This is a genomic window from Mycoplasmopsis columbinasalis (assembly GCF_900660705.1).
Classification (GTDB): domain Bacteria; phylum Bacillota_I; class Bacilli_A; order Mycoplasmatales; family Metamycoplasmataceae; genus Mycoplasmopsis; species Mycoplasmopsis columbinasalis.
On record NZ_LR215043.1, the window covers coordinates 624,615 to 650,753 of the forward strand.

At 32.4% G+C, this 26,139-nt stretch carries 22 protein-coding genes and 1 tRNA gene; 9 read left to right on the forward strand and 14 right to left on the reverse strand.

Annotation, left to right across the window (positions count from 1 at the left end):
• Positions 1–33 precede the first annotated feature (33 nt).
• The 3 genes from EXC55_RS02535 to EXC55_RS02545 form a co-directional block, all read right to left on the reverse strand.
• Positions 34–107 (reverse strand) — tRNA-Gly (locus EXC55_RS02535).
• A gap of 237 nt (positions 108–344) precedes the next feature.
• On the reverse strand, positions 345–1,613 hold the full coding sequence (gene obgE, locus EXC55_RS02540) for a GTPase ObgE (protein ID WP_129623108.1): 1,269 nt from the start codon (positions 1,611–1,613) through the stop codon (positions 345–347).
• Positions 1,614–1,621: 8 nt separating this feature from the next.
• The gene (locus tag EXC55_RS02545) at positions 1,622–2,434 is read right to left on the reverse strand and encodes a Cof-type HAD-IIB family hydrolase (protein WP_129623109.1); all 813 of its coding nucleotides are present in this window, start codon (positions 2,432–2,434) and stop codon (positions 1,622–1,624) included.
• 524 nt (positions 2,435–2,958) lie between these two features.
• On the opposite strand from EXC55_RS02545, the gene EXC55_RS02550 reads away from it, so the two are divergent.
• Entirely contained in the window at positions 2,959–3,546 is a 588-nt protein-coding gene (locus EXC55_RS02550) for a hypothetical protein (RefSeq protein ID WP_129623110.1), read from the forward strand.
• A gap of 17 nt (positions 3,547–3,563) precedes the next feature.
• Positions 3,564–3,896, forward strand: coding sequence for a DNA polymerase (locus EXC55_RS03390; RefSeq protein ID WP_223211692.1), 333 nt, complete (start codon positions 3,564–3,566; stop codon positions 3,894–3,896).
• Here EXC55_RS03390 and EXC55_RS02560 read toward each other — a convergent pair.
• The gene (locus tag EXC55_RS02560) at positions 3,865–5,298 is read right to left on the reverse strand and encodes an amino acid permease (protein WP_129623111.1); all 1,434 of its coding nucleotides are present in this window, start codon (positions 5,296–5,298) and stop codon (positions 3,865–3,867) included. The genes EXC55_RS03390 and EXC55_RS02560 overlap by 32 nt on opposite strands.
• Positions 5,299–5,381: 83 nt before the next feature.
• The gene (locus tag EXC55_RS03350; protein ID WP_129623112.1) at positions 5,382–5,801 is read right to left on the reverse strand and encodes a hypothetical protein; all 420 of its coding nucleotides are present in this window, start codon (positions 5,799–5,801) and stop codon (positions 5,382–5,384) included.
• A 596-nt stretch (positions 5,802–6,397) separates the two neighbouring features.
• On the opposite strand from EXC55_RS03350, the gene EXC55_RS02570 reads away from it, so the two are divergent.
• Positions 6,398–6,673 carry an HU family DNA-binding protein gene (locus tag EXC55_RS02570; protein ID WP_129623113.1) on the forward strand — a complete coding sequence of 92 codons (276 nt, stop codon included), beginning with the start codon at positions 6,398–6,400 and terminating at the stop codon, positions 6,671–6,673.
• Here the strand turns inward: EXC55_RS02570 and recU are convergent.
• Entirely contained in the window at positions 6,663–7,160 is a 498-nt protein-coding gene (recU, locus tag EXC55_RS02575) for a Holliday junction resolvase RecU (RefSeq protein WP_129623114.1), read from the reverse strand. The genes EXC55_RS02570 and recU overlap by 11 nt on opposite strands.
• A gap of 254 nt (positions 7,161–7,414) precedes the next feature.
• On the opposite strand from recU, the gene EXC55_RS02580 reads away from it, so the two are divergent.
• The 6 genes from EXC55_RS02580 (at position 7,415) to EXC55_RS02605 (ending at position 14,143) form a co-directional block, all read left to right on the forward strand.
• Positions 7,415–9,745, forward strand: coding sequence for a HinT-interacting membrane complex protein P80 (locus tag EXC55_RS02580; RefSeq protein WP_129623115.1), 2,331 nt, complete (start codon positions 7,415–7,417; stop codon positions 9,743–9,745).
• Positions 9,746–9,763: 18 nt separating this feature from the next.
• Positions 9,764–11,125: a HinT-interacting membrane complex lipoprotein P60 gene (locus EXC55_RS02585; RefSeq protein WP_129623116.1), complete on the forward strand. Its 1,362-nt coding sequence runs from the start codon at positions 9,764–9,766 to the stop codon at positions 11,123–11,125.
• Positions 11,126–11,127: 2 nt separating this feature from the next.
• Complete coding sequence (hinT, locus tag EXC55_RS02590) at positions 11,128–11,466, forward strand: histidine triad protein HinT (RefSeq protein ID WP_129623117.1); 339 nt, start codon at positions 11,128–11,130, stop codon at positions 11,464–11,466.
• Positions 11,467–11,884: 418 nt separating this feature from the next.
• Positions 11,885–13,057: a methionine adenosyltransferase gene (metK, locus tag EXC55_RS02595; protein ID WP_165001867.1), complete on the forward strand. Its 1,173-nt coding sequence runs from the start codon at positions 11,885–11,887 to the stop codon at positions 13,055–13,057.
• Between the two features lie 208 nt (positions 13,058–13,265).
• Positions 13,266–13,832, forward strand: a complete 567-nt coding sequence (efp, locus tag EXC55_RS02600; RefSeq protein ID WP_129623119.1) for an elongation factor P — start codon at positions 13,266–13,268, stop codon at positions 13,830–13,832.
• Between the two features lie 5 nt (positions 13,833–13,837).
• Positions 13,838–14,143 (forward strand): MMB_0454 family protein, encoded by a 306-nt coding sequence (locus EXC55_RS02605; RefSeq protein ID WP_129623120.1) that lies wholly within the window; start codon positions 13,838–13,840, stop codon positions 14,141–14,143.
• Between the two features lie 46 nt (positions 14,144–14,189).
• Here the strand turns inward: EXC55_RS02605 and EXC55_RS02610 are convergent, their stop codons facing one another.
• The 8 genes from EXC55_RS02610 to topA form a co-directional block, all read right to left on the reverse strand.
• Entirely contained in the window at positions 14,190–15,224 is a 1,035-nt protein-coding gene (locus tag EXC55_RS02610; RefSeq protein ID WP_129623121.1) for an ABC transporter ATP-binding protein, read from the reverse strand.
• 15 nt (positions 15,225–15,239) lie between these two features.
• Complete coding sequence (locus tag EXC55_RS02615) at positions 15,240–16,721, reverse strand: hypothetical protein (RefSeq protein WP_129623122.1); 1,482 nt, start codon at positions 16,719–16,721, stop codon at positions 15,240–15,242.
• 362 nt (positions 16,722–17,083) lie between these two features.
• Positions 17,084–17,911 (reverse strand): HAD-IIB family hydrolase, encoded by an 828-nt coding sequence (locus tag EXC55_RS02620; RefSeq protein WP_129623123.1) that lies wholly within the window; start codon positions 17,909–17,911, stop codon positions 17,084–17,086.
• 220 nt (positions 17,912–18,131) lie between these two features.
• Entirely contained in the window at positions 18,132–20,546 is a 2,415-nt protein-coding gene (locus EXC55_RS02625) for a phosphoketolase family protein (RefSeq protein WP_129623124.1), read from the reverse strand.
• 402 nt (positions 20,547–20,948) lie between these two features.
• Positions 20,949–21,782 (reverse strand): DNA adenine methylase, encoded by an 834-nt coding sequence (locus EXC55_RS02630; RefSeq protein ID WP_129623125.1) that lies wholly within the window; start codon positions 21,780–21,782, stop codon positions 20,949–20,951.
• A gap of 150 nt (positions 21,783–21,932) precedes the next feature.
• Positions 21,933–22,676 carry a glycerol-3-phosphate 1-O-acyltransferase PlsY gene (plsY, locus tag EXC55_RS02635; protein ID WP_129623126.1) on the reverse strand — a complete coding sequence of 248 codons (744 nt, stop codon included), beginning with the start codon at positions 22,674–22,676 and terminating at the stop codon, positions 21,933–21,935.
• Positions 22,676–23,683 carry a nicotinate phosphoribosyltransferase gene (locus tag EXC55_RS02640; protein WP_129623127.1) on the reverse strand — a complete coding sequence of 336 codons (1,008 nt, stop codon included), beginning with the start codon at positions 23,681–23,683 and terminating at the stop codon, positions 22,676–22,678. The genes plsY and EXC55_RS02640 overlap by 1 nt, the downstream gene beginning before the upstream one ends.
• Positions 23,684–23,942: 259 nt before the next feature.
• Entirely contained in the window at positions 23,943–25,817 is a 1,875-nt protein-coding gene (gene topA / locus EXC55_RS02645) for a type I DNA topoisomerase (protein ID WP_129623128.1), read from the reverse strand.
• Positions 25,818–26,139 lie beyond the last annotated feature (322 nt).

Below are 26,139 nucleotides of genomic sequence, written 5' to 3' on the forward strand. Positions count from 1 at the left end.
CACTTGAAAGTGCTTGCGGTGAAGTTAATCAAATGGAGGAAACGAGGGGAATCGAACCCCCATAGTCAGCATGGCAAGCTGATATTTTGCCATTAAATTACGTTTCCGTCTATAAAAGCCAAATAAGTATAGCATAAAAACATACTTAAAAAACTTTTTAGTTGCAAAAAAACAAAATTTTTAAGAATTTGAAACAGAAAATTTAGTGTATTTTTAACAAATAATACTACATTATAGAGTTAAACGTTAAATTGAATATAAATTAAATGAAAGCGTTGTTAAAAAAGCGGAGTAATTTTTTATTAGCAGTTTGTTTAATAAAAAAATCAAGTTCAACACTTGATCTAATAATTACCATCTCATTCGAATTCATAGTCAAAAATTCGTACTGTGTCACCGGTTTCGATACCTTTTTTTAACAAATCGTCTCAAACCCCTAAATTTTTAAGTTTGTTGTTGAAACGTAACAAATTGTCGTAAGAATTTAGTGGAATTTTGTCGTAAAGTTCTTGCACTTTCGGTCCAGAAATTTCGTAAAAACCATGGTAAAGTTTGGTCACTTTGTACGGAATTTCAAGAGTAATTTCTACTAATTCGTTAGGTTGTTCTTCTTCAATTGGCGTAAATTTGTGAGCTTGGATAGTTTCTCAAAGCTTAGCTTTGAGTCCGTCTAAGCCATTACGTTCTAGCGCGCTAATTGGCACAATGACAACATCTGGGAATTTTTGTTTAAAGAGTTGCAATTTTTGTTCAAAAAGTGGACTATCCATTTTGTTTGCAACCACAATTTGTGGTTTTTTCTCAAGGTTCAAACTATAACTTTTAAGTTCATTGTTAACTACTTCATAATCATCGATAGGATTTTTTTCTGCAGTACTAAAGTCGATAATATGAACAATGACACGACATCTTTCAATGTGTCTTAAAAATTGAATACCAAGTCCTTTTCCAAGTGATGCACCTTTAATAAGACCGGGTAAATCGGCAATAGTGAAAGAATGATCGTAGAATTGAACTAAACCTAATTGTGGAATTAAAGTAGTAAATTCGTATTCAGCAATTTTTGCTTTTGCATTTGATAAAGCACTTAAAAGTGTACTTTTTCCCGCGCTTGGTTTGCCAACAAAACCAGCATCAGCCATAACTTTTAACACAATGTTAGCTTCAAAAGTTTCACCTTTTGAACCATTTTCACTGATTCGAGGCGCTGTGTTACGTGGAGTTTTAAATTTAGCATTTCCACGTCCACCGATACCACCTTTAGCAACTAAATATGGCGCATTTGGTTCAATAATGTCAGCAACAACTTTATTTTTGTTGTAAATAATTGTGCCCAATGGTACTTTTACATAAGTATCTTTACCAGCTGCACCGTAAATATTTTTTGGCCCACCGTTGACACCGTCTTCAGCAACAATTTTTTTGTTACCATAAAGAGAAATTAAGGTATTTTTTCCTTCGTCACCTACAAAATAGATGTTTCCGCCACGTCCACCGTCGCCGCCATCAGGTCCGCCCTTGTCAACATGTGCTTCGCGGCGAAATGAAATCATCCCGTTGCCACCTTTACCAGCTTGTAAAGTTAATTTAATTTGGTCAATAAAACGCGCCACATTTACCCCTACTCTAAATTACCATTTAGTTTTGCAATGTAATCCAAAATTGCGTAACCTAACCCATGTTCAGTTACAGTTTTAGTTACATTGTTTGCTCGTTCTTTTACTTCTTCTTTTGCGTTGTCCATTACATAAGAATGATAGAAGCGTTTGAACATTGAGAAGTCATTTTCACTATCACCTACCACCATAACTTCATCAGGTGAAGTGCCTTGAAAAATATTTTCGAGTAGTCAATAAATACCACGGCCTTTTGAGGCTTGGAAGGAAATAATTTCAACATTCATGTGTGTAATAATTGTTTTAACTTCTACCTTTTTAAGTTCTTCAATTAGTAAGTCAACATTGTTTGTATCTTCAAAGTATACTTCAATTTTAGCAATTGGTTTTAAGGGTTGATTTGGGTCATAAATGGTTGCTCAATCAAAATTTTCTGCTCGAAAGTAAAGCTTGTTTAAAAATTCTTTGTCTTGTTCGCGAAAAACATAAAAAACTTCAGAAGATCAAGCTGCTGCTGAGACATTATATTTTTTAATTAGATCAAAGATTTCTTGGACGATTTCAGGATTTAAGTATTTTTCATAGACAAACTTTTTATTTTGATAGTCGTAAATTTGGACGCCAGATGAACCAATGATGTAGTCTGCATTTGTAAGTTTTGCGAGTTTGAGCATACGTGGACAAATTGGATTGCCTGTTGCGATGTTAAAACTAAGGTTATCTTGTTTAATAACGCTTAAATTAAAATTTGAAACATAAGCATCGCGTTCGTAAATTGTTCCGTCGACATCGCTAAAAACTATTGGAAGTTTAGCCATTTGACCTCCTTTTCGTAAAAATCAAAGCTCTTAATTATAATATAAAAATAGTATTCTGAAAAATTTCACTTACTGCGAACATTTAGATTTTGGCTACAATGTTGCTTGTAAAAAATTTTGAGTTGTGTTCAAAATAGAAAAAATCGTTTGTTTAATTGCGTAAAGAAGGCAAAAAATAAATTTTTAAAAGCTAACATCAGTTTTCTCTATCTTTGTGATACAATATGGTTGTTTTAATTGAACCTCCTTTCTTTATTTATTGGTAAAGTTAAAACATTATCGAAATTAAAATACTGTATTGTTTAAGACTCCTTTTTATCAGTTTATGGATTTGTTTTTACTTATAGTCTTAACATAATTAGTTTTAAGGAAAATGCTATGCGTTTTCCTTTTTTGATATAATTTCTTAAAACATTTCTATAACAAAAAAGGATTACAGTATGAAAAAACGTGTAAGTGTTTTTTGTGATACAGAGACTTATAAACAAAAAATATATGATGAGACGGAACAAAAGGAGATAGTGGTGAACCGTCTTTATCTTTTGGGTCTTTTAGTCAAGGACTGAAAGAATAGAGACAGAGCGCTTTCCTTTACTAATATCATTGACTTTCTTAAATGAATTAAAGACCATTCATACAAAAAACAAGTGGTCTATGATATCTATTTTTATAACGCCACGTATGACGTGACGGTTTTTAACTATGAATTTTATCTCTTAATGCAAGATAAGTCTTTGGGGTTCAAAATTAAACATAAAGAGCTTATTAATGACAAAGACTTATTCATTTCAGTAAAATATAGTACTAAAGACTGAGAAATTCGTATTATTGACTTATGACAATGAGATAAAAACCAAAAAATTGAAAATTACACCCGCTTACTTTCACCAGAACATGAACAAAAAGGAATTATCGACTATGATAAATGAGACTTAGAATTAATTAAAGAAGGTGAAGAAACTAATTGATACTTTCAATATCGTAACTCTAACGGTGAACTAAAAACAAGCTCTTATCAGGATGAGCTAATTTATCTTAGCAAAGACTTATTAGTAATGCCAAAAATTAAAAAACATATTGAAAAAACGAAAGCGAAGTCTTTCGTCTCTTAAACCTTGCACCAGAACTTATTGAGAAGTTTAAAGGTGTAACTATTCCTGGTTTTTCTAAATTTGCTTTTGATAGTTATTTACAAACTAACTTTAACAGAGACTTAGCGTTTAAGTACCGGAATGTTATTACTGAGGAACAATATATCAAACAAAGAGTAAGTTATTTTGGCGGGTTCACCTCTTTTAATGTTATCTTTCCAAAGTATGAAACAAAAGCGGGTGAATACATCTATTCTTTTGATGTGAACTCTTTGTACCCGAGCTTTTTTGAAAAAACAGGTCAAATAAAAACCATCGAGCGATGGTTTTTAAAATGAATTATGCGTAAAGATGTTTGTATTGTTTGATAATCACTTCTTTTTCGTAATTATAACGTTCAAGTGAACCAAATTTTTTCTTGAAGTAAGCACTTGCAATCGGTGAAGGAATGAAACTTACAACAAAGAAGAAGATTAGGGTTGCAACTGTTAAACAACGTGAAATTAAGTTAAAGTTGAATAATTCTTGTGCTTTTAGTGTTGCTGTTTGTACTGTTAAGTTTGGATCAGCATTCATCAAGTTTTCTATTACAAGATGTTTATCTCATAAAGCCATTAAAATCAAGTCAACAAATGGAGTTGTTACGGCTACTAATAACGAAATTGAAACTACAACAAGTGAGAATCAAGCATAAATTTTAAAGCCTTTAATTTTAAATTCACCTTTTTCGTAACTTGTTTCTTTATGTTTACGAATTGCACCAAAAAGCACACAAACTACAAAGGCAAAAATAAATAATGATGTTCAGTTTGAAATCAAGTCGTTAAAAGCATAAAGTCTGCTCATATTTTGACCAATTTCGTTACTGTAAACTGAGAAAGCAGGAGATGGCATATAACCTAAAGCTCCAATTGCAGTAAGTAAGATAAACATTGGAAAGACAGTTACAAATGAGTAAACTACACCAACTCTTGGAGAATTGAAATTAAGTTTGCCAATAAATTTTTTTCAAAGCGGAATTTCACCGTGTAAAATCAAGTTTTCAATTAAACGCGGCGTTCACATCGCGAAGTTATTAATAATTCCCAGCACCCCAATTGCAATTAAAATGTTAATCACACCAAACAGGATGGCCGCAACATTTTCCGGCATAATTTTGGCCATATATGCTTTCATCGCTGAGAAATCACCACCATTAAGTGACATAAAGACAGCGATAGTAATGTAAATTACAGTTGTGATACCAAGACCAAAAAATAGTGCTAATGGAGTTTTTTCAGGACGTTTCATTTCTGAACTTACACCAGCTGCAAGGTAGAAGCCATCGTATGTAAAGAAAATTGCCATTACCGAGATAAAACCACCAAAACCAGCACCAAGTCCGTATACTTGTTTGAGTGTACCTCCGGCATAAACAGATTTAGAAGCAAGTTTATCAATTGTGAATGAAACTTGATCTAAACCACTATTATTTGTTGCAATTAAACCAATTCCTAAGAAAATTACAAATAAAAGTGGAATGAATTTAATAACAGTTGCAATTTTGTTTTGTCAATCACCAACTTTTGAGAAAAGTGTAGGCACTGACATAAAGTAAATATTAATTACAATTGCAACGGCAATTCAAATCAATCAGTCATAGTTTGAACCAATAATTCAGGCAGGTTGTCCTAAAATTGCCCCAATACCATCTTGTAAAGGTAAAATGACATAAAAAGGCAAGAAGAAGTGTGTAATTGGTAAATAAACAAATGTAATAAAGTTTTTTGACACCTTAAAAGCCAACTCGCCATTAAAGTGTCTAATTCATCCAATGATAGATAAGTTATCTTTTTTGCCTACACTAGCAATATCGATTAAAGCAATTCCCGTTGCAATAACCGCAAGTGAAGCGATGATTCACGAAACAATAGCAAGTATAAAACTGTTTTGCGAGTTGTTAAGTACACTAGCCGATTTGAAGAAGATACCCGCGCCAACCGAAGTACCAATAACAATCAAAATTGCTGAAAAGAATGAAAGTTTTTTTGTTTTTTAACTTTTATGGTTCTTTGTTCTTTAGTTACCTTAACTTTCTCTTTTTTAACCTTGGCTACTGTAACTTCAGCTTTTTTAGCAACTTTTTCTTTTTTCGTCTTAACTTTTTCTACTTTTGGTTCTTTAGCAGGTTTAGTTAGTTTAGGCATTTTTGGTAATTTAGGTGGTTTTACTGGCTTTACTTTTTTTGCCTTAGCTTTTACTTCAGTGCTTTGCGTTTCTTGAGCTTCAGTATTCATATGCTTCTCCTTTCTATTAGATAAATTTCTTTAAAATATGTATAAATAATATAAATAATATCAATATATATAAATATTTAAATTAAATGTCTCGAAAATTTCAAAAAACAAGACCTCAGTTTTTGTTGTTTAATGTTTAAGTTAAATCTTTTTCAACTTAAAATAATTTTAAAATCGAAATTTTTAAACAATCTTTTCTAAATTTATTTTTGCTAATACATCTATTTAATAGATGTTTTTGAAAAATTTATAAATTTTGTTACTTAAAAGAAACTATTTTTTCAATTACACTTTATGTTGAAAAGTAAGACTAGCAAAATTTAGTACTTTTAGAAAAAAATGGTGAATTTTAGTCTTTTTGCAAAAACTTTTAAAATTTTCATATAGTTATTTTATTATTTACTAATAACTAAGAAAAAATTGCTGCAAACTTAATTTCAGAAACAGCAGTTTAAGTTAATAAGTTCTTTTAATAAGATAAAGTTGATTAATATTAAATTTTTCTTTGTTAAAAAATAAAAATTTAATCTCATTATTTCCCTAAAAGACTATAATATAGATATATTGGACAAATCAGTAAAATTGGAAAGGCTTTTATGACTAAGAAAGAATTTATTACTGAGGTTGCAAAAAAACTCGGCAAACCAGTAAGAACTGTGGATCAGTTTTTTGAAGCATTTTTATTCGTTTTGAAAGAACAGCTTATTGCTGAAGAAAAAGTGCTTCTTTCACATTTAGGTATTTTTGAAACAAAGTATAAAAGCGGTTTAAGAAAACTTAATCCTTTTACAAATGAAGTAATTGATGTGCCACAAAAACGTGTTGTTAAATTCACTCCTTCAAAATACCTAAAAGATATTGTTAATTTCTAAAATATTTATTTTCAATAATTGGCAAAAAATCTATGATTCCAGGAAAAAGCAGGTCAAGTTTAAAACCTGTTTTTTTAATTTCATTATAATGAATTGCTTTTCCCTCAAATTTCAAAAAGTCAGCAAAATCAAGAAAATAAAATTCATTCGCGCATCCAAAAAATAACAAATAAAAAACTACACCATTAACATTGTGAATTTTTTGTAAATAATTGATTTGGTGCTTTTTAAAATTAGCTTTTTCGATTACGTTACTTTCCGTAGTTTTAGCTTCAAATGCCACAAATTTACCTCGAAAACAACCAATGTAATCAACAGTACTTTTGCGATAAATGTGAGCGCTTTGTAAATTGCTTTCATTGTCAACGCCTTTAAATTTTATCGGCACAATTTGCTTTTCAATAAAAGCTAAATTATTGTTTTCATAATAATGCAGTGTTCTATTAATAATACTTTCCAACAGCATTCCACGATTTTTACTAAACATAAATTTTATTATCTTCTTTTCGGGACAAAAAAACTCAGTAAAGAAGTTTCATTTTTGTTTCACTTGCAAGTTTTTTTCAAAAACAATTTAGCGAATACTACTATGTTATAGAAATATTTAAATAATAAAATTTCATAATTATCAGTTAAGGAGTTAATTTGCTAAATTTCATTACTTTCGTTTTTTCTTTTTAATATATAATTCTAAATATTTATTTGTATTAGTATTCATAAACTATTTAATGAAAGGAAAAAATGGGCAAAAGAAAAGAATCTTTCTTTGAACGTTTAACCAAAAAAAATGCACAACAAGATAGTGTGCAAGTTAAACCAAGAAAAAGAAAAGCAAAAAGATTTATTTGACTTGGTGCTGGCCTTACAACAGTAGTTGCAACTGGAATTACAGTTCCTATTGTTGTAACCACTACCAAAACAACTTATGTTGATCCCTTGTCAGAAAATACTGTCTACTATAAATTTTCAGACCCAAGTGGTGCATACAATAACTTCACAATTGGTTCGATTGAAAAGTCATTAAAAAATACTGAAACTCAACAAAACGAAGCGCAACTAAACGAAGTTTATCGTTACGCGATTTACTATCTTTATGAACAAGAAGCAAAGGCATCTGTTGAGTACCAACGTTTATACAACGCTTCACGTGCAAGCACAGAAGAAGAAGTTAACAACCTTAGACTTAAAAGTTTGGACGAATTAAGAACTCAGTACAGAAATGAAATCGAAGATTTAAAAGAAAACACGATCAAGAAATTTGGTATTAGTAACTGAGAAACTGAATTTAACAAAATTTTGGTTGAAAATTACGGTAATGCAAAAACTATTGAAGAAGCAGTTGAAAATAAAGTTTATCAAGCAATTCAAAACGATGCTTTGCGTAGATTTAGACTTAATACCAATAGTGTCAAGACCTTAGTAGACCGTGTTGCAATAAATGATATTTACAAAACTGACGAAAATGGTGAAATTGATTCGTCAAGAATTTTAGTTCGCCGTGGCGAAAAGGTCTTTCCATGACTTAAAGAAATTACGCAAGAACAACTAGATGCAGCAACTGGCGAAATCGATGGCAACTACTTCAAGTATAACGATGACTATATGGGTTTTATGACCGATAGTTTTGTTGAATCAGAAAGAAATGCGAATAAATTCTTAGAATATTACTTAAACAATGATGATCCTTTCATTTTTACACAATTTACTCTGCCAGGAGTAGCTAAAGTTAAAAACACTGACACTTGAAAAGTTGACAGAAGTGCTTTTAAATTCTTAATTTACGCATGACCAGTTGAAAGATATCTTGATGACGAAACAACCAGAGAACTTGCTAACACACTTAACTTTAGTTTTGACATGGTACAAAAATACTTTAAACCATTGAAAACTTATCTTGATCAATTACAAAACACAGTTACTAACTCAGAAACTTTACCAACAAATCTTGCTATCTATAATGATGTTTTACAATACATTGCAACTGACTCAACCGAAATTAAAAACAACTTTGGTTCTCCAGGTCTTAATTCACTCACTAGTTTATTAACCGCCAGCGAAACTACACAAAACGGTTTCTTGGCGCCAAAATTAAAAGCAGCACTTTATCCAAACTCACCTATGCAACCTGATTCTGCGGAAAGAGAAGTTGATTACTTTGGCAAACTTAGAGAAATTGCGCTAAATGTGTACAAAAAAGCTTGAGAGAAAAAATACGCTGACGATTTAAGCAACCACCCAGTGCCAAGTGCGCTTCCTAAATTCGAAGACTCAACTTCTGATGCAGATAAGAAAAAAATCGTAACTGAATACAACGAATTACTTAAAAATGCGTTAGAAGCAAATAATTCAACCAATAAACTTGCACTTACTGATGAAGAATTTGACGAATTAGTGACGCAACCACTTGCTGCTTTATTCCAAAAACAAGATGCTACCGAAGAAAGTAAAAAAGAACAAATTTCAACTTTCTACAAACTCAAAGATCTTGACGGTGCACAAATAATGTTAACTTCGACCGGTACAACGCTCATTTACCCAACTCAACTTGAAGGCGAAACAAACGCATTAGTTAAAGACTTGTTCAAAATGATTCTTAGTGACTTTATTGTTGAGAAAAAATATAGCACGCTCAGTAACTCAATTAAATACAACGTCTTAAAACAAATTAACCAAACTTTAAGTCAAAGAAATTATGTGCTTAACACTGTGTTACAGAATGCAGACTTCCACCAATTCCTTAAATCAAAAGTTAATAGTTATGCGCTTGATGACAATGGTAACACCTTAGCGAATACTAATTACACACAAGCAGTAATTGACGATGTTAATAACTTGAATAAGAAAATGATGCAGGCTTCAATTAATGCAAAAGCACTTGCAATTACTAAAAATGTTGATGCTTGAATGACACAACGTGCCAAAGATGGTGCTGACGACCGCTTTGAACAAAGCAACGGCTTAACATACATTACCACTCACACTGAAACTAACCCAGATGGTTCAAGAAAAACAGCTGGTCAAATCATTAATGATGTGTTAAAAGAGCTCTTAGTAACTTTTAAAGAAAGATAGAAACGGAGTACTACAACAATGAAAAAACTTTGAAAATTTTCTGCTCTTGCTGCCACAGCAGCTCTACCAGTGGTTGCAGTTTCATGTGGTAACACCGTTGACACCATCGCAAAGTTACAACAAGACGAATTGTTAAAAAAAGCCGAAGTAGCAACTTTAATTGAACAAAATTGACTTAAAGGTCTCATTCAAGAACTCTACAAACCAACTAATACAACTATGACGCAAGCAGAACTCAACGAAGCGTTTGAAGTTGAACCTGAAAAATACAGTGAAACTTTATTTAATGATGCTTACAAGGCGTTTCGTTTCTATGCTGAAAAACAACTTGCAACTAACACTTACTTTTTCCAAGAACTTAATAACACTTTAATTTCAAAGGGTAATGTCAACCCAACCGATGCAAGCACCTTAGCTGACAAAACACAAAGTTTACTCACACCATCAGAAAACGTGTTTAGAATTTACTGAAAAACACCGGAATCAAATGTGCGTTTCGAAATATTGAAAATGTTAGCTGTGTACAAATATTTCAGTGTGTCTGACCTTGAAACCTTAAATAAAATGTCAAAAGACACAGAAAAAATTACTTGAGTAGTGACAGCGAGCCCAAAATATAGTTTGACTAATTACTTTTTAAATAAATACGCCTTAACCAAGCGTATGGTGCAAATTTGAGAAAAAACCACCACCGACCCAGGCACACCTGATGATTTCTTTATTCAAAAAACTGGTAACATTTCTGGACCGGTGACTTTCAACGAATACTTTAAAGATACCGATGCTTACCAAAAACAACTTACACCACAAAGTGTTAACTTGTTAGTTAGCGATTCAAGTGCACCTGACACCAAACTTGTTGGTTATGTTGGTTTCCGCACAAATGTAAGTGACTATGGTTTAAACTGAGACTACGAACAACTCAAAAATGTTACTGCCGACTCGCAAAATAAAGCCTTCTTAACTCGTGGTTACTACGATCCTAACCGTTCAACTTTAATTCAAATTTCAAACGATCCTGACAAAGGTTATACTTCATACAACCCTTACGTTAAAGATAAAACCACAAACACTACAACGGTAAAAATTGCTTACCTTAACCAAATTGTGCCACTAGCAGGTGTGGAACAAGCGCCAAAAACTTCAGAAGAAAATGCTGAATTAGGTGATGTAACAGTACTTTCTTTTGCCAACACCATTTTTAAAGACCAAATTGATAAATTGTCATACATTTACTACCAAAATGATGATGCACTTTTCAAAACAGCGCAAGAAGCATTTGTGCGCTTAGGTTACAAGATTCACATTAAAGAAAATGTAATTGGCACTTTACCTGAAGAAGTAAAAACAGCTCCATATGTTGAAATCGATAAGGAGTAATTATGAGTGATTTATTCTTAAAAATTATTAATCGTGAATTGCCAGCTGACATTCTTTATGAAGATGACAAATGTATAGCAATTTACGATAAATACCCATTTCGTCCTGGTCACTTCCTTGTGATTCCGAAAAAATGAAGTAAAAATATTACCGAAATGGATGATGACACCGCTGGTCACGTCTTCAACGTAGCTCGTAAATTGGGCAAACGCGAAGTGCTTGACAAGGGAATTCCTGGGTTTAAAGTTATTATTAACACTGGCGAAATGGCTGACCAAACCGTTTTCCACACTCACATTCATGTAATTCCGTTAAAAGAAAAAGCAGTCCCAATGAAATAACAAACTTAAAAAAAGTAAGTTCAAAGCAACTTACTTTTTTTAACGCTGCATTTTACCAATCTGCTTATGTTATAGTCCTAGCGACAAAATTTACTTTAAATTTTGTTTTAAATAACTATCTTTGCTTTTGATTCGTTCAAACTATCGCTTTTTAACAAATATGGCTATAACATAGCTTCAAACATAAATAAAATCAAATTTTTACAAAATTATTTTTTTAAAGCACAGTTTTTGTTATCATATAGCAACAAAATACTAGACATAAAGAGTTGTGGAGCTTAGTTAGCTATGAAGCATGCCAACCTGCTAAGTGTAAGGTGGATAACGAGAGATTGTAAATCTAACATGTGAATGTATTAACAACAGTTTCTTTCAAATCATTAATTCTTTATGTCTCATAATCAATCAAAGGAGAATTATGAAACATAAAATTTTATTTACTAGTGAATCAGTTGGACGGGGTCATCCTGATAAAATTTGTGACCAAATTTCTGATGCGATTCTGGATGAATTTCTCAAGCAAGATCCACATGCTCGTGTTGCAATTGAAACTATGGCAACAGGTAAAATGTATGTAATTGGTGGCGAAGTTGCATCCACTGTACAAGTAGATTATCTTAAAGTTGCTGAAAAAGTTGTCAAACAAGTTGGTCTTAACTGAGACACACAAGCACAACTTGAAAATTCAAAAAACTGCTTACCAATAGCAATTAATGTTGTCAAAGAACAAAGTCCTGATATTTCGCAAGGAGTATTACAAAAAGATGGCGAAATTGGTGCCGGTGACCAAGGCATTATGTTTGGTTATGCTACTAATGAGACAAAAGAATATATGCCTTTGGCTATTACCTTGGCACACAAAATTTTGTGTTTAGCTGAAGAATTACGAGCAAACAACAAATTTAAATGAGCTAGAAGCGATATGAAATCGCAAGTAACAGTTGATTACACCGATTCAAAACACCCTAAAATTGACACAGTTTTGGTTTCAATTCAACACACAGAAGATTTTGTTGAACAAGAATTTAAGGATTTTATTAAAACTGAAATTATTGCTAAGGTACTTCAAGAATATGGTTTTGGGTTACCAGAACGAATTTTAATTAACCCAACTGGTCGTTTTGTAATTGGTGGTTCTGAAGGAGACTGTGGTTTAACAGGACGTAAAATTATTGTTGATACTTACGGTGGTGCAGCAAGACATGGCGGTGGTGCTTTTAGCGGCAAAGATGCGACAAAAGTGGACCGTTCCGCTGCTTATGCTGCTAGATGAATTGCTAAAAATATCGTGGCAACTGGCATTGTTCCAAAACTTGAATTGCAAATTTCATATGCTATCGGCGTAGCAAAACCAACATCCATCGCAATTAACACTTTTGGGTTAGTTTCATCAGAAGTAGACGAAAAGATTTTGAGCGCAATCGATCAATTTTTCGACTTACGTCCAGCTGCTATTATTCGCGAGTTAGACTTGCGCAAACCAATTTATGGTAAAACAGCTTACTTTGGTCACTTCGGTAGAGATGATTTAGATTTACCTTGGGAAAGATTGAATAAAGTGAGTGAATTAAAAGCATTTTTCGGTTTATAATCAGCAGAAATAATTGCCTTTTGGGTAATTATTTTTTTGTATATTTAACTTATTTATAGTCTTAATTGGCAAATTTTAACTAAGAAAAAAGTGCTTTTATTTTAAAATTAATATTATTTTAATTAGAATCAACAAAATTAAAGGGTCGAATTTTAGTTAACAAATCAAATAGCAAACATTTAATTGTAAAAGATGTGAGGAGAAATTTATGGACGTAATTAATGTAAATACATTTAAGCCAGGCATTACTTTTGAAGACGGTGGTGAAATTTTTGTAGTACTTGAAGCACAGCACTCAAAACAAGGTCGTGGTCAAGCAAATGTGAAGGCAAAAGTTAAAAACTTAAGAACTGGCAGTACAACTATTAAAAGCTACACCGGTGGCGATAAAGTTGCCAAAGCACACATTGACAAAAGACCAATGAACTACTTATATAATGATGGTGAAAACATTGTTTTAATGGACAATGAAACTTATGAACAAATTGAAATTCCAGTAAGTCATGTGGAGTGAGAACTTAACTTTCTTAAAGAAGGCGCGCAAGTTAAAATTCGTAAGTATCAAGAAGAAGTGCTTGACATTGAACTCGAAGTTAATGTTGAACTTAAAGTTACTGAAGCCCCAGATGCTGTCAAAGGTAACACTACCACCAACCCACAAAAGAAAGTTGTTGTCGAAACAGGTTTCGAACTTGAAGCACCGATGTTTATTAAAGAAGGTGATGTTATTGTTGTTTCAAGTGAAACCGGTAAATACGTTGGTAAAGGAAAATAATTGTTATGAGTTATGTGACAGTAAATTATTCAATCAAGCAAGCATATACTGTTGTTGAATCAACTTTTTACCAATTCTTAGACCAACTTGTGGCAGATTTACCAGTGGTTGAGTTAGTTGGCAAACCAGAAATACTTTATAGCAAAAATAACGACAATGCTGGGTTTGTTATTGATCTTAAAATCAAACGCGGGCAAAATTTAGCAAACACATTGAATGAATTTACTAATGAATTCTATAAGAGATTTTATTCTCTATTAGAAATGAAGCCTTTAGCTTTAAAAATTTGTTTTTGCGGCTATTTTGATTAATAAAACAAGTTTTAATAAAAAAATCAGACCAAACTAGGTCTGATTTTTAGTTATAACCTTTAAAAAATACTTGGTCAATGTTGAATTTATTCTCCGAAAATTTAATCAATTCAATTTTTTCGACAGCGATGTAACCGAGTAAACTAAATTTCTGTCTGTCAGTTAATTTTACTTCAAGATTTTTTTCGTTTTGTTTGTACTGAATTTGGCGAGCGTGTAGAAAACCTAAAATTTGTTTGTTATCATTTAACTCTAAAATATAGTTATATTCAATATTTTTATTTTTCTCGGCAAGAATACCACTCTCAAGCACTTTGCCATCTTTTAAAATGGTGTAACTATCAATGTATTGTTCAAGTTCAAGCAAAATGTGACTCGAAATAAAGATAGTTTTCCCAGCTTGATTTAACTTTTTAATTAACTGATAAAAATCATTACGTGCAGTAGGATCTAAATTTGCAACGGGTTCATCCATGATTAAAATATCTGGATTACTAAGTAAAGCTTGCATTAACATTATTTTTTTCTTTTGTCCGGAAGACATTTGGCTTGGCGATTTATTAAATTCACTTGTGTTGAAGCCAAAGTCTGCGAGCAAGGCGTCGACTCTGCGAATAACATCTTTGCTAGGAATTTTAGAAATTCTCGCCATTGCAATTAAATATTCGCGAATAGTTAGTTGTTTAGGAAAAAGCGCAACTTCAGGAATGTAACCAATTGTTAATTTTGTTTTTTCTAATTGGGCAAGTTCCGAATTAATGAAAATTTTGCCAATATAATTAGAATAAAAGCCTAAAATCGACCGAATTGTTGTTGTTTTACCCGCGCCATTGTCGCCAATAAAACCGTGAAATTGACCTTTTTTGATAGTAAAACTTACATCATCCAAAGCATATTTATAAGTGCCAAATTTAACCTTAAAGGGCATAGTCAAGTGGTGAATTTGAATAGCAGCTTCCGCGTCAACAAGCGTATCTGCAGCCGCAAGTTCCTTTGCGCTTTTTATTTTCTGGCGATGCTTTTTTGCGTTTTCAAATCGGGTTTTTCAGTTTAAATAACAATTTTTGATTTTTTTCTTCATTTTATTCTTCTCACTCTAATTATAGTTTTTCCTTCTGGCGATGATTAAACCTATTGAACTCATTAAAGTAAAGAAAATCAGCGGTTTGACTACAAGTAGAATGTATGACTCTTCTTTTTCCTCGTGAATGCGAAATCTGGAAATATTGTTATCAGTTACAATTGGCAAAATGAAAGAATTTTGGTAGTATTTGAGCAAAGAACTGTTTGTGTCTACGCTATTTTTAATTGTTTGAAAATCAAAATTTAAATTATCAGTTTTTAATTGATTTAAAACAATCTTCATTGCTAATGAATTTAGAAAAGTTTTGTAAAAATTTTGCTTCAATTCATCAAATTTGGCTACGAACTGCGTTTTTTGGAATTCATCAATGCTATTTGTTGGGTCTTGCGTGAGTTTAGTTAAAAGCGTTTTAAAATTACCCAAACGACTCAACCCTGCTTCTGAAAAAACTAAGTCAGCAGTTTTTTGTGCCAATTCTTGTAATTCATTCGAATTCACTAAGTTCTCTAATAGTTTAAACAATTCTTCCGATGATACTACATTGTAGGTTTGTTGGTTAACTGTAACTGAGGAACTAAAACTTGTTTTGTCATACATTGTGCTTAAATCTTGTTTAAATTGACTGCTTTGAAATTCTAAAAGTTCATTAATTGAGTACAAAATATTTGTATAAGAAAGTAACAGATCAGTTAAAGAATAAGATCTAAGTAAAAGATCCCAAGTTCTAGATGTTGTGGAAGGAGTTAAATTATTTAACTCACTTAATGTTTTTCTAATCAGATCAAAGTTAATAACAAAACTTAGAAAGTAATTTTGCTTAAGCGAATTAATATTAAAAATTTTAAAAATGTTTGCATTTTTGGGGTCAATTCCAAATTCTTTTAAGACTTCAGCGTTGAATTCACCATTTTGATTAATGAATTCAATTGGTTCAAAAGTTTTCTTTGAAATTCTTTCTTTAATATTTTTTTTATTATGGATATAAATTTTGAAAAAATCCTCAAAAATATTAAATTTACCGAGTACCTTGTAAGCTGATTTCTGTCAAGCTTCTTTAGCTTCGTTAACGTTAGCGAAATTATTGTCGTTGGGTAAAATTGGAGATAAATTAAAATACTGTGAATTATCTTGAATGAAATTAAGTGTAGAAAGATTTTTTGTTGTATTAGCTGCTGAAATTTCTTTTTGCTTTTGAGTGTCAGTATTGTTTGTGTTAGTTAAAACAAACATATTAATTACTGCAGCATTTTCGGTTTGAACATAAACCGATGATATTGCTGTAGCGCGAATGAAACTGAATACAAAAAGCACAATTGCAGGTATAGTGATCATAATCATTTGAAACACTTTAAGGCTTACTAACAATTGCACAATAGAAGCAAAGGCAAGTAAAAATATTATTGCTAGTAAACTTGCTGCCAACAATTTTGCAGTGTCAATTCAAGCTTGTTCTTTGACTTGTGGTACTACTAAAAAACTAAACAAGTTTCCCACTAAGCTTATAAGTAAGGATAATACGCTGCAAATAAAAGTAACTAAAATGTTTGCATAATAAATTTTTGTGCGCGAAAGTGGTTTGGAAAAAAGGAGAATTTCTATTCCCTCAGTTCGATAACGGTAAAAGACCGTTGCACCTGCTGTCGCTATAAAAAAAACACATAAAATTAATGAATATAGTGCTTGATAAGCGTTGAACCACTCAGTATTAAACAATTTAATTACATCTTCAGCGCTAGGTAAGAAAGCCACAAACGCAATTTTTAAAATAATATAAATAAAAGCAAAAATCAGTGGAACTACGTAAGATGAAAGTTGTCGAAAATAAATTTTAAATTGTAAACGAATAAAAGCAAGCATTAATCTAACACTAAACTTTTCAAAGTCTTAGCAAGTCCACCTGTGTTGCAAGGATAAGGGCTAATGGTATCAGCATCTTCTTTATACTTTGGCACGCTGTTAGCTAAAGCTACGACATTACCAACTACACCACAAGTAGTATGGTCGTTCATTGAATCGCCGATGTGCATACAATCTTTAATCTCAATGTTACTTGCTTTTGCGTAGAATTCTTCTGCCTCGCCTTTTGAGCAACCTATGGCAGTTACTTCTAAATAATTATTTTTAACACCAGCATAAGAAACTGTTACTTCGTTTGAAAAGTTTGCTAATAATGCTTCATAAAATTTTTTAAGTTTAGCACCTCTAATGTGTCAAAAAATTAATTTAAAAACATCTTCATCGTTCTTAAAATCTTTATATTTTTTGGCACTTGCGCCACGGAAGAGAATTCCAGCTTTGTAAAAAAGACAAGTTGAATAACTTTTTTGTTTGTAGTTAGAATTGATAATTGTGGTAATGCCGTTTTTGGCTGCTAAATCAAACATTTTTTGAATTGTGGTTGGTGCAATAGCACGCGCAAAAATAGTTTCGTTATTTTTAACTACTTTACTACCGTTTCAAAAAATGATGTTTTTTGTTAAACCCATTTTTTTGCTAAGTTCTCAAGTAAAATGTACGTCGCCTCTTCCGGTTGAGACTACAACTTCAATTCCTTGTTTGGTACATTCTTTGACAGCATCGATGTTTTCTTGACTAATCGAAACTTCGCCATTCTCCCTCTTGTCAAGGGTTGTGCCGTCTAAATCAATAAAAATAATTTTAGGTTTTTGTATTAATTTGTTCATTGAAGAATTATATAACTTTTCCTTTTTTAGTCAGGAATAAGCGAAGTTGGTTTAGGAACGTTGCTAGAGTTCTAATTTAAGGTGCTTGTTACAAAAATAACTCTATGACACAATGCTATTGGCAAAATCCAGTTCTGCAACTCAAACTTAGTTATGACCAAGGAAAAAGGAAATTTTAGTCATAAAAAAAGCGTCCTCAGACGCTTTGTGTTTTTACTTTTTATTTGGTTTCTGGTTCGTCAAATTCTGGGTTATGTGGAATTTTATCTACACCCACTCATTTTCAGTTTCTAATTTCATCCATGTCGATTCCGTGTTCGTGAATGTAAGCAGTATGTTTCTCGATTTTTTCTTGTAATTTGTTGATAAAGAAACGAGCTTTTTCGCCGTAAACAGCTTTAGCAGCTGTTTGTGCAATGTGGAATCTGTCCATTTCACTCATTAAACGAATATCAAATGAAGTGGTAATGTCACCATTTTCACGATAACCGTGAATATACAAGTTGTGGTTGTTTCTTAAGAAGAAAATGTCACGAATTAAACCTTCATAACCATGGAAAGCAAACACAATCGGTTTGTCTTTAGTGAATAAGGCGTCAAATTCAAAGTTTTGCATTCCACGTGGGTCAACTGATGGATGACGTAATCTTAGCAAGTCCACAACGTTAACGTATCTAATTTTGAGTTCAGGATACTTTGCGTGCAGATATGAAATTGCAGCCAAAGTTTCTAAAGTTGGTTCAGTTCCACAAGCGGCAATCACTAAATCTGGTTCATCGTCAAGTGTGCAAGTTGATGCTCAAGGAATAATTTTAGCTCCGTCTCTTACCAAAATTTTTGCTTCTTTCACATCAAATCATTGTTCACGTGGTTGTTTTGAAGCCACAATTAAGTTAATTACATCACGTTCTTGGAAGGCTTTGTCAAGGACAGCAAGTAAAGTGTTTGAGTCAGCAGGTAAGTATTCACGAATTAATTCTGGTTTTTTGTCAGCTAAGTGCCCTAAAATTCCAGGGTCTTGATGTGTGTAACCGTTGTGGTCTTGTTGGAAGGCTGTTGAAGTTGCAATCACATTAAGTGATGGGTAATTTTTTCTCCAATGTACTTTACGTGCTTTGGCCACCCACTTCATGTGTTGTGTAAGCATTGAGTCAACTACACGTAAGAATGATTCGTACGAAGCAAACATTCCGTGACGACCAGTGAGTACGTAACCTTCAAGAAAACCTTCTGCTTGGTGTTCTGATAATTGTGAGTCAATCACACGACCTGATGGTGCAATATCTTCGTCCAAAGCAGGGTCGATTTTTTCTAAGAATTGACGCTGTGTTACTTTTAAAACATCAAACAAACGGTTTGACTTAGTTTCATCTGGACCAAAGATTCTAAAGTTACGAGGGTTGTTTTTGATAACTTCGGCAAATCAAGTACCAGCAGTTGCCATATCTTGAGCTTTGATTTGACCTGGTTTGACATCAAGAGCAAAATTTTCTCAAGTTGGTAAGTGTAAGGCTTTTGGTAAAATGCCGCCATTAGTAATTGGGCTCATTGCCATTCGTTTGTTACCACGTGGCGCAATTTCGGCGAATTCTTCTTTAAATGAACCATCTTCGTTAAATAATTCACTTGGGTTGTAAGCTAAAAGTCAATCTCTTAACAAGTGTTTTTTACTTGGGTTTTCTGAAGAAACTGCCAAAGGCACTTGGTGTGATCGAAATGATCCTTCATAAACTTTGCCATCAATTTCATGTGGACAAGTTCAACCTTTTGGTGTACGCACAATCAGAGCAGGTCACACAGGGCGAGTGGCCTTGTGTGCTGGTTGTTTACGTGCGTTCTTTTGAATTTTTTGAATTGTTTCAATTGCTTTGTCAAAAGCAGCCGCCATTTCAGCGTGAATTGCTTCTGGTTTATTCGCGTCAGCTTCCACAAAAATTGCACTTCAACCTAAACCAGCTAAAAGTTGCGTAATTTCATCGTTACTCTTTCTTGCTCAAATTGTTGGGTTCGAAATTTTAGCGCCGTTTAAGTGCAAGATTGGCAACACAGCACCATCTGAAACAGGGTTAATGAATGATGAAGCAAATCAACCCGCCATTAAAGGTCCAGTTTCAGCTTCACCATCGCCAATTACTGTTGCAGCAATGACATCTGGGTTGTCTAAAATCGCACCAGTAGCGTGTGATAAGGCGTAACCTAATTCACCACCTTCGTGAATTGAACCAGGAGTTTCAGGCGCAGCGTGCGAAGCAGTACCACCTGGAAATGAAAATTGTTTGAATAATTTAGTTAAACCAGCAACATCTTTTGTGATTTCTGGGTAAAGTTCAGTGTATGAACCATCCAAGTATGAGTTTGAAATCATCACTTGACCACCGTGACCAGGCCCTTCAATGTAAAACATTGTTAAGTCATACTTATTAATCACCCTGTTTAAGTGCGCATAAATTAAGTTTTGTCCAGGAATTGTGCCTCAGTGACCAATAGGATAAGTTTTGATGTCTTCATCAGCTAAAGGTCTTTGTAATAACGGATTATTTTTTAAATACATTTGGCCAACAGAAAGGTAGTTTGCTGCTCTTCATCAAGCGTGTACCTTAGCCAAATACTTTTTAGCATCGTAGTTTGTACTCATAAATTTCCTTTCATGAGGAGTTAAAATCGTAAGAATTATATATTAATTTTAAATGTAAAAATTGCACGAAAAATCACCAAATCTTCAAGTTTTGGTGCAAAAATGCAAAAATTAAAAATACAAAAAAAGTATTTTTTTAACGAAAATATGTTGGCAAAAGATATATTTGTTAATAGTGAAAAATTTCATAAAAATAAGAATTAATTCACTTAGTAAGCTTTATTTGTTGTTTGAAAGTTTTTTCAGTTAAATGAAGAAATGTGTTACATAAATATTCGACGTAAAGTTCAGTTTAACTCAAGTAATATTGTTGAGTATTGAAAAATTTATTGTTGCTAGAATTTCTAAATTATTTTTTAAAAAAATTTTTGAATTAACATCATCGCAAATATGTTTGTAATATTAATAATTTGTGATGATAACTTCTTCAACGTTCTTTCTTCCTTTATTGTCTGCACTTACCAATCTTTTTGCTTGCACTATTTGAATATTGAATTCCGAATATAAATCATTTACAAGTTTTGTGTTACTATTGCTCATCATTAGAAAAACACCTTTTTTGTTAAGTTTTTTAAATACTTCTGAAAGTCTAATTTGTTCGTTTTTTCCAAACGCCTCTTTGGTGTATGAAGTAAAAAGCAGACTTTCATCAGCATCATAAGGAGGATCAAAATATACAAAATCCCCACTTTTTGCTGAAGCAATAGCAACTTCAAAATCAACATTCAAAATTTGTGATTCTTTTCTTTTTAAATAGTTAAAAATGTTAACAAGGTTCTGTGTTTTTCCAATATTAACTTGTTTTTTCTTCCCTGAGGGAACGTTAAAATAACCTTTTGAATTAACTCTGTATAACCCATTAAAGCAACTTTTGTTTAAATAGATAAGCCTTGCACCCTTAACATCATTTGGCAAACTTTCAAAATTTCTTTCTCTATCCAGATGTCTAACTTCTAAATAATGCTTTTCACTATGATTTAACTTATGATATTCAAGGTTTTTGCATAATGACTCAAAGCACTCTTCATTCGTTAAGCATTTATAAGTTGTAATCAATTCTAAGTTTTTGTCATTTATGATGAAATCTTTAGGACAAACTCTAAAAAATAGTGCTCCGCCTCCAACGAATGGTTCAAAATATCTATTAAAATTTGCTGGCATTCTTTTTACAAGTTCGTCTAAAAGTTGTCGTTTCCCACCAACTCATTTCACAAAAGGTTGCATTTTTTCACTCATAGTTATTATTTTAACAATTACGAAATTTTGTATAAATAAAGATTATTTTTACTTTTAAAAAGAAAATTAAATTTTAAATTAGTCTCTATGTCATAGGGCTATTTGCAAAATTAAAATTAAAAATGCACTCTTTGCAAGTGCATTAAATTATTAGTTTTGATTATTGTTTTTAACGCCTACTTCTTTTAAGTTAAGTGGTTTTTCTTTCTTTTGCAAAAGGCGTTTGATGTTACTGTGGTGCATAACAATAACTAAAATTGCCGCTAATAAAACTACAAGACCATTGATAAATCATCAAGGTTCATTTGGTAGAAAACCTGGTGAATAGAATTTTACATTCAATCATCAGCCTAACTCTCCTTGCACCATTCAAGGAAACAAAGCAAAGGGAAGCACTGAGACAGCTGACATTATTGAAGCAAGTGAAACCATTTTTTTGGTAAAAGCAATACAAAAAAATGTTACAGCTGCTATTAAAAATAAGACGATGTTAGTTGAAAGCAGAAGGCCAGTTGCACAAGCGACTCCCTTGCCACCCTTAAATTTAAAGTAAATTGGAAAACAGTGTCCCACAACTGTTCCAAAACCAATTAGTTGAGGAAACAGTTTGTAAGTATGAGCATAAGTTGGAAACACATGATTACATAAAGTCGCAAAAATTATCACTGGCAGCGAAGTTTTGAACGAGTCAATTAAAAAGACTGTTAGAGCAAATTTTTTGCCATATGCTCGAAGGCTATTTGTCGCACCAGCATTTTTGCTAAAGTGGTTACGAATATCATCATTACGATACTTGTGACTCAAAATAATTGAGGTATTGAGTGAACCAAATAACAAATATCCTAAACAAAATAGTGCTAAATTCGCAAAAACAGCTAACGTAACCTGGTTCATTAATTAAATTCCTTTAACCTTGGATTTGGACGATATGATCTTCCTTCTTTAGCTTCAGCTAAGCCGTTCAAAACAGTAGCATCAGCACTAAATGAACAAATTAATTTAAACAAACTTTGACCTACACCATAAAAATCAACTGGTGTATTCGCAGCTTCAAAAGCTGCAATTTTGTTGTAATCAAAACCTGATGAGACAACAATTTTTAGGTCTTTAGCCCCCATTTTGTTGAGTGCATTACGTAAGTTTTTTACTTGTGTGACATTCACACCATAATATTGAATATCGTCAGGCACATTATCAAACATATGGTCTTTCATATTTTTTGAAGTGTCAATTCTTACACCTCAAAGTTTGTCACCAAGTGCTTCTCAAACTTCTTTGGCTTGAGCCACTACATTGTTGTGATAGTCAATTAAAGCGATAATTTTATCATCTGGAAAAGTTGCTGCGTAAGCTAGCATTGCGTCTTTAAGCGAACCGCCAAAATTTTGAATCATTGCGTGTGGAATTGAATCAAAAGGACTCGTATTGCTTTCGTGGTTTTGCGCTCAAGTAGACATAATGTTCACACCACCAAGTTTGACAGCTTTGCCATCACGTTCTTGCATTAAATAGTGATCCATCCTGTCACCCATAAAAATAATAGGTTTGCCTTTGGCAGCGCTAACACAACGATGAGCATTAGTTGCTAGTGAGGTCATTCTTGACAAAATACCGTCAATCATTCCTTCGTATTTACCAAATCATTGGTAATTACCTTCGAGTTCAAGCACAACTTCAAGAGCATCAATTTTTGATCCTTCTGGTAAATATTTAATCTTATATTTACTTGTGTCAGTGTGTGTTTGAAGTAATTCTAAAACTTCGTCCATCCCACTAAGAATGGCATCATTTTGTCTTTGGAAAAATTGCAACTTAATCACATTATTAGGATTAAATTTTTCTAAAACTTGTGTTGTTTTAAGAAAACATGAAGCAATGTATTTATCTAAATTTTGTTTCATATCAACCTTCTTTTAAAAATTGAAAAATTGGTTTTTATATTTTAACTTAAATTAAATAGAACAAGTGAATTTCCAGTTTTAACTTCCATTTTTAATGTTAGTTCTTAAAACTTGCGGGTTGCAACAAATTTCCAAAAGTACAGTGTTTTTTAAAATAAAGATTAGCAATAGTTGCAGTTTTATTTTTGAACTAAAAATGAGAATGAGTTTTAAAACTTTTTAAAGAGAAAAACATTAGCAATCATTCAAACTAGCTTAATTAAATCTTTTCATTATTTTTAGGGGTATTAAAGTCAAAGAAGCGTTTAGTAAAAGGTTTTTTTGCGTTAGGCACATTTTTAGTGAATTTACAATTTGGAAAGTTGGCGCAACCAATAAATTTACCAAATTTACCATTTTTAATCATTAATGTACCACCATCATCAGGACAAAGTTCATCAATTGTGTTAAGTGGCACTTCACTTTTTTGCATTAATTGTTGTGCTTGCTCGTAAGCATTTGTAAATTTTTGATAAAAATCTTCCATTAGTTCTGGCACCATCGCACGGTTTTCGGCAATTTTATCTAGATCTTCTTCAACTTTGGCAGTGTAACTTTCATTGATAATGGTGGGGAACCCTTCGATTAACTTTTCAAGTACCATCTTGCCAAATTCTGTTGGCTGCAACGCACCATTTTTATTTTCAGCATACTCGCGATCCAACACAATTTTGACTGTGGAAGCAAATGTGGATGGGCGACCAACTTTGATTTCGTCTAACTTTTCAATTAGCGAACCTTCAGTATAACGTGCTGGTGGTTTAGTTTCGTGCTCTGAAACAACAAAACGTTCAACATCAATAATTTGGTTCAATTCGTAGTTAGGATCAAGTAAATCTTGTTCAGGTGCTTTTACTACGTAGTACCCAGGAAAGACAACTCTACTAATTGTCATTTTGAATGTTAAATCATGTTTTTCAAAGGTGTAAGTTTTAGTCGCACGAATTGGTTGTTTAATTAAAGCCTGCAAAGTGTTTTCGTAAATTAATTTGTAAATTTCGAATTCATAGTTATTTAAGTCAAATTTTTCTTTGGCCATCAAAGGTGTCAAGTGAATATCAGTTGGACGAATTGCCTCGTGAGCATCTTGGTCGCCGGCAACACCTTTGATGTTTTGAGCAACAAAATCACTACCATATTTTGCTTGGATGTATTTTTGAGCTTCTTGTACAAAAGTTTCGCTTAATCTAGTACTATCAGTTCTTGGGTAACTAATTAAACCACCGTCACCAAAACCTTCATAAAGTTTTTGGGCTGTGGACTGTGTAATAAGTGAACTAAAAGGTGACTTACGATAAAGTGTGGCTTGTTTTAAAGGTGTGATAGCGGTAACTTTACGTTCTTGATTCTTAATGTCAGTAACAACCATCTGGTTGGTTGGCATTTTGCTAAGTTGCGCTTTAACTGCTTCAATTTCATCAAGATAGACTCAATCGCGTTCTTCACTGGGGTGGTTCTCCATATAAATTGATGCAGTATTTTCATTATCAATTACAGCAGTAACTTTTCTGTAACCCACCGGCACAAAAGCTTCAATTTCTTTTTCACGATCAACAATTAGTTTGAGTGCAATTGACTGCACACGACCGGCACTGGGATGTGTTGGCGCATTTTTTAACTTGGTGTTAACCAAATTTGAAAGCCTAAAGCCAATAATACGATCTAACATACGGCGTGCTTTTTGTGCGTCGACTAAAGCCTGATCTATTTGCTTTGGATGTTCAATTGCTTTTAAAATTGCTTCTTTTGTAATTTCGTTGTAACGTATTCTTTTGTATTTATCTTCAATATTAAGCTCTTTGACTAAATGATCGCTAATGGCTTCACCCTCACGGTCAGGGTCAGTTGCAATGTAAACTTCAGAAGCGTTTTTAGCTAATTTTTTCAGTTCAGTTACAATTTTTTGTTTTGTTTTATCAATAATATATCTTGGTTCTCACTTTTCAAGATCGATTCCAAGTTTCATTACACCTGACTTTGCTAGCACCATAATGTGCCCAACAGAGGCTTCAACATCATAACCTTTACCAAGGTATTTTTTAATTGTCTGCACTTTATTTGGTGACTCGACAATAACTAATTTTTTATGGTTCATACGAAAAATAGTAAAACAAAAAATTTAAAACAAAAAAATAAAACACAAAAACTATGAAAAAATTATCACACGTGTAAAGTTTCGAATTTAACTAAATTTTGTGGTAAGTTTTATTTTGAAAAAAATTTTATTTTTACTAACACAAAGTTAACAAATATGTCTATTTTATAGCTCTAAACTTTAAATTTTCTAAAAAATAAACTAAATAAAAATTTTGCACTTCGAAATTTTTCTATGCTACTAAAAAATAGTTCTAAAAACAAATTTTTTTATTCTTTTTTTGTCGAATAGTAAAGACACATCTTGAAACCTAAAATTAGAT